Below are 15,622 nucleotides of genomic sequence, written 5' to 3'. Positions count from 1 at the left end.
CGAACATGGATGCAATGACAAAAGGACAAAGAAATTTATTATTATTTTTATTGGGTGTTGTAATATTATTCGTGCCGATTCGTTATGTGGCTATGAATAATTTTGAAGACCGGAAGAGTATCATATCCGAAAAGGACAAACAGCAGGTTTACTATAATGATCTGAAGTCAAAGGATGTAAATCGTGACCAGTATATTAAAGATACAGAGAACTATAAGAAAGAGTATCAGGCAATCCTTGATGAATTCCCATCAGAGCTCTATCAGGAGAATACAATTATGTATTTACAGGGTATCAAGGATGAATATAAGTTTGACTTCCCTTCTGTAACGATGGGAGAAGAACAGTTATTCTACACACTCGGAACCGGTGCGGTAGGTGATGCTACACTCGGAGATGGAGCAGCAGCAACCGATACGACTGCGGCTGACACAACCGTAGCTGATAGTGCTGCAGCTTCAGGAGATAATTATAACTGCTATTCAGCGAACTTCCCTGTTACCTATTCAGGTTCATACAAGGATCTTAAGGATGTCATTGATTATATTCAGAGTGGAGACTTCCGTATGACTGTTGATTCTATCAGTATCGCTTTTGATGAGGAGACAGGAAAATATATAGGTGATATGTCGTTCACATCATACGCAGTAAACGGTGGAGACAGAACCACAGATCAGGTAGATGTTAATGTTCAGAACGGAAAGGATAATATCTTCGGTAACCCGACAAAGAAGTCAACAGCTACAACAACTACATCAAGCGATAATGCTCAGTAGGTAGTTATAAACCTGAAACCCGTAAACAGTTTTTAAACGGAGTGAGAAGTAGAAAATGACAAAGAAAAACAATAAAGGCTTTAGTTTGATAGAAGTAATCATTGCTGTAGCCGTATTTGCCATATTGATCGTTCCTCTTACCTCCCAGTTGATTTCCGCTGTTAATATCAATAAGAAATCAACCAAGAAACAGTATGCCATTGATAAAGCAGAACAGATCATGGAAAGCTTTAAAACTGCAGATATGAGTAGTAGTGCCATCAGTATACCTGATGGCAATTCTACAGGTAGCTATAATTTCACCTGCACAACTACAACTCCGAAAACAACGGATAATAAGATTGCCGGAGTGAAGAAGGTGAATTATACGGAGAAGACATACACATGTAATGACATATCTATAGGAGGAAATTACGCGAAGTATGGCTGTACAGTCACGGTCAGTGATCTTGCACAGCAGGTTGCTGCGATGGGGTATATCTGGGATCCGGCAACAGAAAATGCAAAAGTTGATGAAAATGGTGATTATGTTAAGATCACATCTTCAGTAGGTACTGTTCGTACACTGGATAATAAACAGGCAGCGATCATTGCCGGGGCAACTTACACAGGTGATACCGGAACCGCAGATGGAAATAATCTGGATAATCAGGCAAGTGCATATTTTAAGGATCAGAAGACAGAACTGTTAAAGAGTCATACAGTGCAGTATAATCAGATGCTTTCCAGTGATGGTGATGAATTCTGGAAGAATGATGAGTTCTCAAAGACAACGACGATTAAAGTGTCAAAGACTGCAAATAACAAATATCGTGTGCAGTGTATCGTAAAGTATGTAGATAAGACAACAATCGGCGTTATTAAGTCTGAATATGAGAACAATACAAATAACGTATATAAACCAGCCAGTGCAAATGGAGAAGGTGTAGTATATCAGAATGATTATGATAAACTGCCACCAATCTATCTGTTATATGTTCCTGCAACCAGTAATGGTATCTATGTAAATCGTGATTATGTGAATATAGATACAAATGCATTAGATGCGGATGAAAAGGCAAAGATTTATATTTTCCAGACTGTAGCAGATATTGATGATAAGTATGCAGAAATTATCAATGAAGCTTTGCAGGGCGGTGATAGCAGCAAGACACTTGATGATCTGATTTATGTAAATAATCAGCATAAGGTATCTCCATCATCTGTAAAGGTGCGTGTGAATTTTGCAGATTCAACCGGAACACTTAAGAAACCGGCAGATGAAGCAAAGATTAATACATTAGCCGGAAAGACTAAAGTATATGCGAACTTTACAGTAGATAAACCAAATTCAACTGTAAGTGTTATGGGAACAAAGGATGATACGGCGGACGATGTCTATATGTACGATCTGACTGTTCTTATGGAAGAAAAAGACAGTAATGATAAGACGACTGACAAGACGACTATATCAGGAACAAGGGGGAATTAGAAGATGCTTAAAAAATTAAAGAGCAGACTGAAGCACATGAGTAATCGTGGTTCCAGTTTTGTCCTTGTAATTGTATCTGCAACGTTTTTGAGTATTCTGGTATCCGCCCTGTTAATGGGTATGTTATTAGCATACAAACTCAGATATTACAAGATTAATTCATTGAATAACTTCTACAGTGTAGAGAAGGCAATGGATGAGATTTATGCAGGAATTGGTGCAACGACAAATGAACACTTATATTCCGCATATACAACGACTGCAGAGTTAGTTGTATATTATAAAGATGGAAAGTATACGAATCTTTCTGAGACAGAGGCAAATAATCTGTTCAAAAAGTTTTTTATGCAGGGAATTATGGATGATGATAATCTGAATAAAATCCCTACATTAGTAGCTACATTGCAGGGTTATATTACAGATCCGAATGTTACACTTGATTGTGATAATCTTCGAATTGTATATACAGATAATGCGGGAAAACACAGTTATATCAAATATGTTAAGAATTCCCTGACGGGAGATATTTCCGGACAGACAAATACGGAACCGGGATTTAATTCAGGAACTGTAGAGACGATTGCATTTAAGAACGTAGGTGTTAAGAGAACAATTACATTGACTGCTGCAACAGATAGGGAGACGATGGCTCCAGGAACGTATGAGCAGTCAATTATGACGGACTTGGTACTTAAAAAACCAGAATATAATGTTTCGTTTGATATGACAGGTATAAACAGCAATAGTTTGTATAGTTATGCATTTCTGGCAGATATGGGACTGCAGGTATCCGGAACAACTACGAATTATAACGATGCAAGTGCAACAGTTGTAAATGTTAAAGGAAATGTATACACAGCATCTGATTATTATAATAAAGATTATAATGCTGTGACTGCAACAAAAGTTACAAACAAATATAATGATAGTGTTGTAAGAAACTGGGGCGCTACAGATGAAAGCACTAATTCTGGTATTTTTGTTGACAAAGCATCATTGACAATGAATTCAGATGTTATTGTAAATTCTGGTGCATTGACAGCATATAATGGTGCAGATATTACTCTTTCAGGTAGAAGTTCGAACCTTTCAGAGCTCTGGACCGATAATATTATCATTGATGGAGATAAAGGCGGTTCTATTACAGCGGCAGCAAACGCTTATGTATATGATGATACAGAGTTAAATGCAGAAGAATCTAATTTGACATTCTTTAAGGGTACATACTTTGGATATAGCTATTCTACAGATGATATTCGGAGCATTAAGCTTCTCGGGAATGCGGGCAAACTCCCTACAAATTACAGTTTAAAATCTCATTTTAGTGATAGTGCGATTATTGTAAATGGTAAGAAGTCCACATTGGATCTGAAGAGCTTACAATCTCTTTATATTGCGGGTAAATCATATATTGAGTTCTCAAAAGTGGCAGCTTCTTCTATCACAGATGCTAATGAGAGAAAAGAACTCGGTCTTGTTGATGCAGATGGAAATGAAAAGAATCTGGACTATGCATTTACAACATTGAAGGATTATTCAACTGGTCAGTCGCTTGATGTGAAATCCAATCAGTTGATTTTCCTGACACAGTGGGAGCCGGTTGCAGGCAGCGAGACAGTAGATTCAAATGGTTATACACATGTTAAGCTGAAGTTCCCAAATAGTTTTAACAATGATGTTAAATTAAAGGAATTATACAAAGAGTTTACTGAAAAACTGAGTAATAATGAATTGGTAGTTAATGCGATCAAACAGACGGTGTCTGGTCATGATTATTATTATCTTTATATTAAAGCGGGAGATAATAAGCAGAGTAATGTAGAAGAAGCAGAAGCTTTTGTAAAGAAGTATTATGATCTTCTGGCAGAGAATCTGGAAGAAACAAATAAGAAGATATATAACGTATCTAATTATGACAGCTTCGATGTGACATTGTTACTTCCTGTTGGTGCAGATGGCAAGGTAGATTCTTCTAAGGTTGGTTCAGGCGCGGCAGTAACGGCACAGAATAAGAATGACGGATCTTTATATATTCAGGCATCAACAAAGAGTACGATGAGTGTTGAAACGGCTTTAAAAGCAGCAGCTACATCTAAGACATTCACCATGTTGCTTGGAAATGGAGACACGACAGCAAATAATCTTGCTTATGAAAACCTTAAAACAAGTGCAGGACAGTTAACTGGATCAGATTCTGAAACAGAGGCACATAAGGTGAGTAATTTCCTTAATTACATGTATATCAACATGAAAGATCATCTGTCTGTATTAAACAATAAGGTGTTGGATGCTGAAGGTAAGGAGACCGATGAAGAGCAATCTGCATGGGCATTAGTAAAATATACAGATTATACAGAGACCAGTAATGGAAAGCAGTCTCAGAAGTACAGATACGAGCATGCACAATTCAAAAATGTAGGTGCTAATAAAGGTGATTATACAAGAACTCAGTTAGCATCAGGCGAGTATCAGTACACATATGTTGGCAAGGATGCAGATGGAAAGTATAAGGGAGATTATGTAAGAAGTGATTCGTACTCTTATAATTACAGTCTGACACCATTAAATAACTATGTTGACTTTACAAAGATTTTTGGAACGCATACACTGCCTGACGGCACTAACCATACAGCGCATAAGAATATCAGTAAAACGATTTCGTCTGATGATGGATCAGCAGATTCGATTCTTGTTATCAATGATGGAGATGTAACGCTTGATACAGCTACTGGTAATTCTTTACAGGGAGTTGTTATCTGTGGCGGTGATGTGAAGTTCAGCAATAAAGTAAAATCTTTCCGTGGATTGATCATTGCAGGCGGTAAGGTGATCTGTAACAGCAGTATCAGCCTTTCAGCAGATGTATCATATACGGCGAGTGTACTGAAGAAGTGCGCAGACAGCACAGATACAGATGTAAGCGTAGTTACAAGAGAAATCTTAAAGAACTATGTAAAAGAAGAAAAAGACAGTAGTGCAGAGGTGAAGAGTTCTACTTTATCTGACATCTCTTATAGTGATATTCTTGAATTCCAGAACTGGAAGAAGAATGTAGATTAGGAGGGGTGAAGATGAAGAAAAGAAACAATGCTGGATATTCTCTGGTAGAACTGATTATTGTTCTTGGAATAATAGCGGTGTTATCCGGACTGGCAGCTGTTACGATATCAGCGATATCAACTGCCCGGGCTACCTCGGCTAAAGAGTCATTCAATGAGGAATTGTCTACATTAGTAAAATTGACAAAATCTCAAAATAAAAAAGCTGCTATGTTGATTGAAAAGGTTGACGATAAATATCAGATTACATACGGAACCTTTACGGGTGATGTTACGCGTAAAGCGAATGGAGACCCTTCAGATGATTTTAAAGACAGAGCTAACTTTACTGCAGACACATCAATAGATACTATAACGCTGGATCGCGTAAAGATTATGTACGCGGCAAAATCTTCAGATACCGCAAAAGAGGTTACTGAAGTAAATGGCACAGCGGGTTTTATGATCGTTATGTTTAATAAAGCAGATGGTTCGGTTTGGTCGGGAGATGGTATTTATACTTTCAATAAGGAGCGGTCGAATGCATCAGTAGGTAAAGTAACATTAAACAAAACGACTGGTAGTCATTATACAGGATCATAAGGAGGGATGAATAGTGAAAAAAACAGAGAATAAGGGTTTCACTTTCATTGAACTGGTACTTTACATAGGTATCTTAAGTGTATTTATGGTAGCAGTTACAACCCTGATTGGATCAGTGGTTGCTTCCAATCGGAAGATGACATCCAGAAAGAAGATACAGACACAGGCTGAAGAAGCCTATGATACTATGTCTGATATGCTGATGGCAGCAACAGATGTTAAGATTTATGCAAAAGCAAAGCGAGTAGGTGAAACATCATCGAAAGAAGGCGTATATCTGGTTCCTGATGCGTCGGATTTAAGACAGGATGATGGTTCTTATAAAGAAGGAGGCGGAAACAAAACAGTGCAGGTAGCCCCTTCTTCAAATCCTGCAAGCGGATCGAATAAAAGACCTTGCTACAACATCGGTGAGTTGGATAAAGATGTAGCACTCAGTACGGTATCGACAACGGTAGGTTCAAAGACGGCGGATAAGCTTTATATTAAGCTTAATTATGCATCCGGTCTGGATTCAACAACAGGTGATAGCGAGATAACAAGTTGTACTCTATTATATGATAAGACAAACAAGAAGTTATATGCTTACAGAATGAAGGCGTCTAATTCCGGAGGCGGATCATTTATTGATTCAAGTAATGATGAGGCCTGTCTGCTTGCAAAGAATGTTGAGCAGTTTGATGTGAAGGTGAATCCGGATGAGGATAGTTTTGCAATCACCATGAAACTTCAGGATGCACAGACAGCAGCATCTTATACAGTGGATGGAGTTGTCAGCCTTAGAAATTCAAATGTGTTAAAAGCGCATTCAAACTAAAAGGAGGAAAGAATAGTGTTTAAGAATAAAAAAGTTGTTTTATCTTCCGTAGCAATCATCTTTACACTGATTGTTAGTGCGGTATTCGTCAATTTCACATTAGCTAATTCTGGAACTCCTGTAAATGAAAATAACGCAGAACTGAGTGCTGCAACAGGACTTGTAGGCTATTCGAATATTGACCTTGCGGTTATCAATTCGAACAGCGCCAGTTTAAAGGCAACAGGTGATGACAAATATCGTATTGTTCAGATCCTTCCAAAGTCTAAATCAAATGACGATATTGCGAAAGCAGATACAGATATGACTGCTAAAGTTACTGCATCAAACTATAAAGGTAATATCAAAAATGAGTCTGATTATACAAATACAACACCATTATGGAAGTATGTGTATGATGGTGAGTATTTCAGATATGCGGTATTTGATGGTTATAAGACGATTGCATCCCAGAAGATGGCAGCCGGAGCAGTGACATTAACAACGGTTACTGTTGACAATCTGAACAGTATGGATACAAATGCAAAAGCAATTTTATCTGCAGCGGATTTCATATATATCGTTGCACCGGATGAGAATGCATATGCATCAAAAGACAAAGATATAAGCGAAGCATTATATAATTGGCTTGTAAGCTATACAATGGATGACCGCCATCCGATCGTTCTTGATAAATATACACTTTGTGTAAAAGATGCAAGTTCGATAAAGGGAAATAATGATACATATCGTATGGGAACATTAGCATTCAAGTTGATTACAAAGAATCTGACAGCCCGTATAGATAATGTATTAGCAGTAGAGCCGGGATATTTCAATGTGCTTTATAAAGAAGCAAGTGATAATGATGTACCGGATCCAACCCAAAAGACAACAAAGACAATTTCAGATTTCATCCTTACAGCGGAACGTTCTGCGACAGAGGGTGGAAATGACTATATCAACAAAAACAGATATTATAAATGGTATGAAGATAATTCATTGACAGACTTCCTGAATTTCCAGACGAATCACAGTGATTCTGCATATATTAAGGTATCAAGTTCTATTGGTGGTATTACAGCTTCCAGAACAAAATGGGATTTTGATAATGCAGAAGTACTTGTTATTTCAAATGGTGAGTCATCGAGGATGTTTGATGAATTAGCAGCAAACAATGATTCCACACATATGGATGCAAGTGCCTATACTTTCAATAAGAAGACTAATACCTGGGAAGCAGAAGAAACAGCAGAGAACAGTGTATTCACAGGAGCCGCTTATGCAAGCCGTGGATACAGATATGTGCCAAGTGGTGCGAATATCTATGTTCTTCAGAGCCGTGATATCAAGAATGCTTTGACCTCAGGTGAAGGTGCTGTCTATTCAACGACCGATCTTTCAAATACCGGTTTTCAGGATGTTGCAACTAAGGAATTATCCGGAGAGGTTCGTTCATCTGTAGATCTTACCGGATCAAATGTATATCTTACTGTTACAATAGACGGAAAGACTTATCTGGTTGGTAAGAATGAGACAGAGAAGTATTCAGTTATGCTTTCATCTTTAGAAGGTGGAAACGGTTCTTTTGACAGTGCGACAAATACTTATGTGTACAATTATAATTTCTCATATCTGAATGCCGGTTCTGAATTCCAGTATGGAGTGATCATTGAGCCTGCCGGAACAGCAATTGATGAGCTTGTTGCAGCTGCAGGAAGTGGAACCGGAACAGGAACCGGAACTGGAACCGGAACTGGAACAGATGATACTATAGTGACGGGTGCTTATGAAGTTGGCAGCAATGGATGTAATTTCATTGTTACAAAGAATGGTGAGCAGAAATCAGCAGATTATGATTATACAAACGTTGCAGATACATATGCAGAGTTTACAAAGAAGACAACAGAATCAGATCCTGCTTATGATGCAAATTATTCATCAAACTTATCTTATGAATATACTGTTTTGGATTATTCAGAAGATTCTACAGAAGGTAGAGATAAGGCATTTAATTATGTCAATAAGTTATATCTAGATCACAAAGCGGAAGCACTTACCAAGAATTCTACAAAACAGGTGATTGACTTTACACAGTTTGATTTTATCTTTATCGAGTCGGGTGCTTATAAAGATGAGATTGGAAAAGATGCATATAAATCATTATGCGACGCTGTTGAAGGTGGTGTATATGTAATTGCCAGTGATAAAGCCGGAGATGGTGTTGGCTCTGGAGATGGTGATGATGACAATAATGGCGGAAATAAGACCATTATCAGTCCGTCAGCAAAAGCAATTGCAGATATCATTAATGCAGGTCAGTATCGTGATGGCTCTGATAATAAGTTCAAGGTTCTTGAAATTCAACCGGATTATCCGATTGATCGCGAGTTAGCAGAAACCAAGAATAAAAATTCTTCCTATTCAAAACATATGGATGGTTCAGAGATAAAGGGTGATTATTATACTGTTCCGTCAGATGTGATTGAGGGTAAGGCCAAAGAAGAACTTCAGAAGAATGTTGAGTATTATGACTTTGATCTGACAAAGGCCAAACTTGCATATGCAATAGATGGATTAAACTATGGTGATATCGAACTTACTCAGGTTTCTACGGAAGCATTGATCGGTATGAAAGATGATATCGCAACAAGTTATGATCTGGTTTATATCGGTGGTGATTATACAGCACTTGATAGAAGCGTTGAGGAAGTTTATTCTGCACATAGTGGTAATCTGAATGGTGATGCGATCAAAGCATTAGGTTATGGTTTACCGACATTCATTATGTACACACATACAGGTATGTTAGAGTATATTACAGATAATTATATGCCGGCAGATCTGGTAGGTAAGGCAGTATACATGCCTGAAAACGGTAATGATCTTACAAAGACAAAGTATGATGAACTTGTAGAATATATAGATGCCGGAAAACCGGTTATCTTCGGTGATGAACTGACATCTGTATATGAGAAGATGCAGGGTTACAATGTTAAGAACGGCGTGAATGCATTGACTCAGGTTCAGCTTCTTTCAGGTTACTGGTTTAAAGATGATGGAACGATCGAAAAGGGAAATTATTACCTGGATCCATCTTCCAGAGTGTATAAGCTTGTGAAGTATGCATATGATAAAAAAGCAGCTTCTACAAGTGTGAAAAATGTATTATGGGGATATGATCATGATGATACGCAGATGATAGATAATCAGAATGGAACGTATGGTCAGACCTTATATACGGCGAAAGAGATCGGTACAGGCGGATCTTACAAGATTCATCTGACTACGGATGTAGAGAATGAGAGCTGGTTCCAGAATGACGATCCTTCAGTGATTAAGTCTTATGCAGTCGTACCATCTGATACGATGAAGACCTCACTGAACAGTCTGATCAAGAGTTCAGCAAGCAGAGTGAGAGTAGTATTTACAAATAAACCTGCTACCTATAAGGAAGGAATTACGAGTTCTTATCTGAGAACGACCAGTCTTCCATTTGAGTTCGAGGTCAGAAGCAGTAAGTCGGATGCCACATATACATATAAGTTATATTGTGATAAAGATCGTAACATGACATTTGATTCAAGTGATTATCATACAGAGGGAACTCTTACAAAAGGAGCTGCTTCTGCAGGAATGACATCATATACTGCATCAACCACATTGGAATTGGATGAAGACTTTTTCGGATCAGCCAGCTGGTATCTGGAGATCTATGAGGGAACTGAGCTTATAGCAACCAGTTCAGGGCTTAGTAAGGTTGTGAATGAGACAGCTGATAAGAACAATATCAATGTCCTTCAGATCCAGACAATGTATGATGGCCAGACAACAGACTTCCATAATTTTAAGGATACTTTATACTTTGATATTCAGTCTCAGTGGGCACATAAGATCATGTATTACAATGGCCTTACATCAGAACCGAAACTGGGATCAGAAGTAGCATTATCACAGTACAAATCACTTGGACGTCATGAGAACCGTTTTGGAATTGTACAGTATGACCTGAGTGCCGGAGATGATAACTGGTATTCAAACCTTGCAGATACGATTACGGATGATTATAATATCAATCTTGATATGGCGGTTATCAATAAGAATAAAGCAAGTTTTACAACAGCAGATAATGCAAGCGGAACTTATAACTGCCTGGAGCAGTGGGTTGCAGATGCAGAGACACTGTCCAAAGCAGGCGGTAAAGTTGATGGAATGACTCGGCAGGATTATGCAGATGGCTTGCAGGAGAAATGGACTGCATATCAGAATGCAAAGGCTGCTGTTGAAACTCCAAAGGAAAATATTGATAAGTATCTGGAGGGTGCAATCGACCAGTTTGGAAATGATGCAACTAAGATAGATACAGCAAAGTATGGTAAATACAGACAGGGTTCACAGTCTCTGCTTGGTGCATTGAACAGATGGGTACCGGAAAGTGAGATTGTGCAGCTGTTTAACTACTGTATAAAGACCGGAGATTATTCTATGATCTTCATGAAATATTATGGAGACAAGGGAACTAATTTCAATGAGTTTGGAACATATGGAACATTATTTACGGCATATCGTGATGCAAAGGATGCAGAGCTGAATGCAAAGGATGAGTATTATAAATACTTAAGAAGATCTTATGGTAAGGACTTCCTTAAGAAGATGTATTCTATCCTGGTACTTGGTCCTTCTGCAGCATTCTCACCATATGGAGACAGCACAAGTGCTTATGTTGATATGAATGCAACGACATGTCAGTACATTAAGGATTATGTAAAAGCCGGAGGAGATTTGTTCTTCTTCCATGATACAATGTCACCATATTCAAAGAAGGCGGGTGGTGCTTATACACTTACTACAAACTTGCTTGATATGGTTGGACTGAACCGATTCCATGTGGATCTTACAAACCAGAAGAGTTCATATGCTCAGACAAATGATGGCTATGAGTATAAGTCATATAAGGATAAGTCAGATACATATTATCTGACACCATACGGATTCAATACAACAGCCGGAATATCAGGAAAGCTGAATCAGACATCGGGAATCTATGACAGCACGATTAAGACATTAAAGAATTATAATTCAAATTATAATGTAACACAGATTCCGAGTGATAAGTCTAGCTGGAATATAAGTGCATTATCAATGTCATATCTGTATTTTGCAGTGAATAAGAGTATACATGCAGAGAATAATACACCATATATTTATTCAAAGATGGATGTAAACGGTGCACTTCGTACCACAACCAATGATGGTAACAGAGATGAGTCTGCATTTGCGCAGACAGCAAAGGCTTCCAGATTAAATGAAGGTCTGGTTACCCTGTATCCGTTTGCGATAGGTTCATCCCTGAATATATCGGGTACACATCAGCAGGCATATTCACTGGATCTTGAGGCTACGAAGACAACAGTCTGGTATACACTTGCAGGATGTAATAACAATGGTAATGCAAAGACAATGTCATCTTATTATGCTGCATCACCTTATGATGGAATGGAGAGTTACTTCATTTATACAACAGCGTATGGTAACGGAGCTATCACATATTGTGGAGCCGGTCATACATCTGTAACAGGTAATGGAACAAAGAATAATGATGAGAGAAAATTGTTCATCAATGTTATTATTAACAGTGCTTTAGCATCAGTGCCTAAGCCGGATGTAACATTGTTCCAGCCGGATACAAACTTTGTGAATGAGCTTGGTAAGGATGAGTCAGCAGGCAATAATATTTATCTGATTGAAATAGCAGATAAGACAACATCGCCAAACTTTGATGCAAAAATTGATATTCCGGACGGTATCACCGTAGATCGGATCAATGTGTATTATGATCTGGATCTGAATGATCAGGATCCTAAGAAGTTAAGTCCGGTATATTCTGCTACAAAGGATAAACTGGTTTGGAGCTGGAAACGTTCGGATATCGAAAAACAGTTTGTAAAGTTTACAGATGCAGAGTTGAAAGACAGAACGGATGAAAAAATCTGGAAGTGGAAAGCGTATGATGCTATTAAATCTCATCTGACAGAAGCAGAGAAAAACGAGTTATCACAGCATGGTTACATTGCATTGACAGAAGAAGAGAAGCAGGCAAAGATGACTTGGTTAGCTACTTTTGATGGATTTGTACAGTTTGATGATGCGACAGAAAAGATTAAGGTTAGAGATCAGTATTCAAATAATAAGCTGAAACCTTCAGAAGAGTGTTTTGCACCGTATGGTGGTAATTATACTTATATTGTTGTTGAAGTTTATTATGGCGGTGAAGCTACACCAGTACAGAAGATCATCAAGATTAAAGCTGCTGATCCACTCTTCAACCTGACACAGAACAATACAAACAGTATTGTAACTGTAGATGGTATTGAAGCAGAAAAATATACATTAGCTTAATATGAGCTATTAAAAACACATATTATAATTCCAGAGGCGGGCAGCAATGCCCGCCTTTTTGCTTGTAAGACCTGAAAGAAAATGCTACTATAACAACTAGATGATTACGAAATGCTGCCATATGAAAAAACCTATGGGAATTTTACGATCATTATATGAAATTAACAGAACAGCAGGAGAAGAGACAATATGATGATAGATGGAAAAACAAGAACGCTGGGACTTCTGGGAGATCCGGTGGAGCATACAATGTCACCGCTTATACATAATACATTAAGCGAGAAGCTCGGATTAAATAATGTATATGTTCCGTTTCATACAAAAGCAGAAAATCTAGAAGCTGCAGTAAAAGGTGCGTATGCGTTAAACATTCTGGGGTTAAATGTGACAGTTCCGCATAAGAATGAGGTTATGCAATATCTGTCAGAGTTAGATGAAGGCGGACAGGCGATCGGTGCTGTTAATACACTGGTACGGACAGAAAATGGATATAAAGGTTATAATACGGATATGATGGGACTTCTTCGTGAGGTGAGATCTTATGGAGTAGAGCTTGACGGACAGGACGTTATTATATTAGGAGCAGGCGGAGCGGCGAAAGCCGTAGCTTATATGTGTGTGTCAAACGGAGCAGGACATGTATATATCTTAAATCGTACTGTAGCCAAAGCACAGGCGATCGCGGATCATATGAATGATTTCTTTGGGAATCAGAGTATGACGGCTATGAGCATTCAGGACTATCACAAGCTTCCGGAGAAAAAATATATTGTATTTCAATCGACTTCAAAAGGCTTGTATCCGCATAGTGATGAAGTAGTGATTGAAGATCCGGCATTTTATAAGCTTGTATCAGTCGGAATCGATCTGATCTATAAACCATTCTCTACCGGATTCATGTCTCTGTGCAGATACGCGGGAGCAAAGAGCTATAATGGGCTGAAGATGCTTCTGTACCAAGGCATAATTGCATATGAATTGTGGAATGATATAACGATAGATGAAGAAACAGCAGATGAGATTTATCGGAAGTTGCTTAAAAAGACACGGGATAATATCATCCTGACAGGTTTTATGGGATCCGGAAAGACAACAGTCGGAAAGCTGTTATCTGAAAGATACGGATATACCTTCATAGATACAGATCAGTATATAGAAGAAAAATGTGGTTGTACGATCGCTGAATTATTCAGTAAAAAGGGCGAAGCATATTTCAGACAGTTAGAGACAGATATACTAAAAGAACTGAACGCATCGTTAACGCATGCGGTACTTTCGACCGGCGGTGGCCTTCCGCTCCGGGAGGAGAATGCAGCAGAGCTTGCAACCCTCGGAACAGTTATTTATTTACAGATTACCCCGGAAGAGGTCATATCTCGATTATCGGGGGACAATACCCGACCTCTCTTATCAGGCGACGATCCGGAACAGAAGGTACGCGATCTCTTAACCTACCGCACCCCGTTATATGAACGCGTGGCAGATTTGACAATTCCTGCCACCGGACAATCCCCTGAGTATATTGCAGAAGAAATAATTAGCAGAATGTAAGATAAACTATGTGTTTAATTAAAAACAAAAACTATAATGTATTTCAGAAACTGTTAGGATTATACGCAATAGTTGTATGAAACAATTAAAAAATTTTGAATCAAGAATGATAGAGGGTGTAGAACTTTTATATCCCCATTCCCAGATTGGGGGTTGTGATATGTCTCTGTAATAAGCCTTTTTCAACGTCGGCCCTTAGTGAGCCGGATTTTTCGGCGAGCTTAGTGCCGTTACGTTGAAATAGAGCGCAAGAGCCTTATGAAAGAGACATATCAAGCCGCTAATCGTCCGGGAGGTCAGGAAACGCCTAAGGAATTGGTAAAAAGTAGTTGAAATATTCTGTAGAATATTATAAAATGTCACAAGAAGTTCATATCTTAAGGAGGAAAAGAAAATTATGGCAGAGATGATCTCAGCAGGTGATTTCAGAAATGGTGTTACGATTGAATTTGAAGGAAATATTTATCAGATTATAGAGTTCCAGCATGTAAAGCCTGGTAAAGGTGCTGCATTTGTAAGAACAAAGCTTAAGAATATCAAGAGTGGTGGTGTGGTAGAAAAGACATTCCGTCCAACAGAGAAGTGCGAGAAGGCTCATATCGAGAGAAAAGATATGCAGTATCTGTACAATGACGGTGATCTTTACTACTTCATGGATCCGGAGACATACGATCAGATTCCATTGAATAAAGCAGCGATCGGAGATGCATTAAAGTTCGTTAAGGAGAACGAGATCTGTAAGCTTGTTTCTCACAATGGTTCTGTATTTGGTGTAGAGCCACCTTTATTTGTAGAATTACTGATCACAGAGTGCGAGCCTGGTGTAAAGGGTGATACAGCTACAGGTGCTACAAAGCCTTGTGTAGTTGAGACAGGAGCAACACTCTATGTTCCTTTATTTGTAAATGAAGGAGATACGATCAAGATCGATACACGTACAGGCGAGTATCTTTCAAGAGTTTAATCCGATCAGAATATAAGAGAGATA

General features: G+C 38.4%; 8 protein-coding genes. All 8 read left to right on the top strand.

The window, feature by feature from the left end:
• The first annotated feature begins 5 nt into the window (after positions 1-5).
• The 8 genes from DWW43_RS03250 (at position 6) to efp (ending at position 15,598) form a co-directional block, all read left to right on the top strand.
• Positions 6-776, top strand: coding sequence for a hypothetical protein (locus tag DWW43_RS03250; protein ID WP_119962716.1), 771 nt, complete (start codon positions 6-8; stop codon positions 774-776).
• A gap of 55 nt (positions 777-831) precedes the next feature.
• A complete protein-coding gene (locus tag DWW43_RS03245; protein ID WP_119962715.1) occupies positions 832-2,247 on the top strand; it encodes a prepilin-type N-terminal cleavage/methylation domain-containing protein in 1,416 nt (471 codons plus the stop codon).
• Positions 2,248-2,250: 3 nt separating this feature from the next.
• Positions 2,251-5,307 (top strand): hypothetical protein, encoded by a 3,057-nt coding sequence (locus DWW43_RS03240; RefSeq protein WP_119962714.1) that lies wholly within the window; start codon positions 2,251-2,253, stop codon positions 5,305-5,307.
• Positions 5,308-5,318: 11 nt separating this feature from the next.
• Complete coding sequence (locus DWW43_RS03235) at positions 5,319-5,888, top strand: type II secretion system protein (protein ID WP_008403050.1); 570 nt, start codon at positions 5,319-5,321, stop codon at positions 5,886-5,888.
• A 13-nt stretch (positions 5,889-5,901) separates the two neighbouring features.
• Complete coding sequence (locus tag DWW43_RS03230; protein WP_008403052.1) at positions 5,902-6,705, top strand: prepilin-type N-terminal cleavage/methylation domain-containing protein; 804 nt, start codon at positions 5,902-5,904, stop codon at positions 6,703-6,705.
• 15 nt (positions 6,706-6,720) lie between these two features.
• Complete coding sequence (locus DWW43_RS12065; protein WP_165853007.1) at positions 6,721-13,083, top strand: DUF5057 domain-containing protein; 6,363 nt, start codon at positions 6,721-6,723, stop codon at positions 13,081-13,083.
• 189 nt (positions 13,084-13,272) lie between these two features.
• A complete protein-coding gene (aroE, locus tag DWW43_RS03220) occupies positions 13,273-14,634 on the top strand; it encodes a shikimate dehydrogenase (protein WP_008403054.1) in 1,362 nt (453 codons plus the stop codon).
• A gap of 406 nt (positions 14,635-15,040) precedes the next feature.
• Complete coding sequence (efp, locus tag DWW43_RS03215; protein WP_044946272.1) at positions 15,041-15,598, top strand: elongation factor P; 558 nt, start codon at positions 15,041-15,043, stop codon at positions 15,596-15,598.
• Positions 15,599-15,622: the final 24 nt, after the last annotated feature.

Origin of the sequence: Clostridium sp. AF15-41 (assembly GCF_003604095.1) — a bacterium.
Lineage (GTDB): Bacteria > Bacillota > Clostridia > Lachnospirales > Lachnospiraceae > Coprococcus.
Note: the sequence above shows the minus strand (reverse complement) of the source record. Positions and strands in the feature narration are given on the sequence as shown.

Coding starts and splice junctions, on each gene's coding strand:
- DWW43_RS03250 (WP_119962716.1), top strand. CDS start 6: ATGGATGCAATGACAAAAGGACAAAGAAATTTATTATTATTTTTATTG.
- DWW43_RS03245 (WP_119962715.1), top strand. CDS start 832: ATGACAAAGAAAAACAATAAAGGCTTTAGTTTGATAGAAGTAATCATT.
- DWW43_RS03240 (WP_119962714.1), top strand. CDS start 2,251: ATGCTTAAAAAATTAAAGAGCAGACTGAAGCACATGAGTAATCGTGGT.
- DWW43_RS03235 (WP_008403050.1), top strand. CDS start 5,319: ATGAAGAAAAGAAACAATGCTGGATATTCTCTGGTAGAACTGATTATT.
- aroE (WP_008403054.1), top strand. CDS start 13,273: ATGATGATAGATGGAAAAACAAGAACGCTGGGACTTCTGGGAGATCCG.
- efp (WP_044946272.1), top strand. CDS start 15,041: ATGATCTCAGCAGGTGATTTCAGAAATGGTGTTACGATTGAATTTGAA.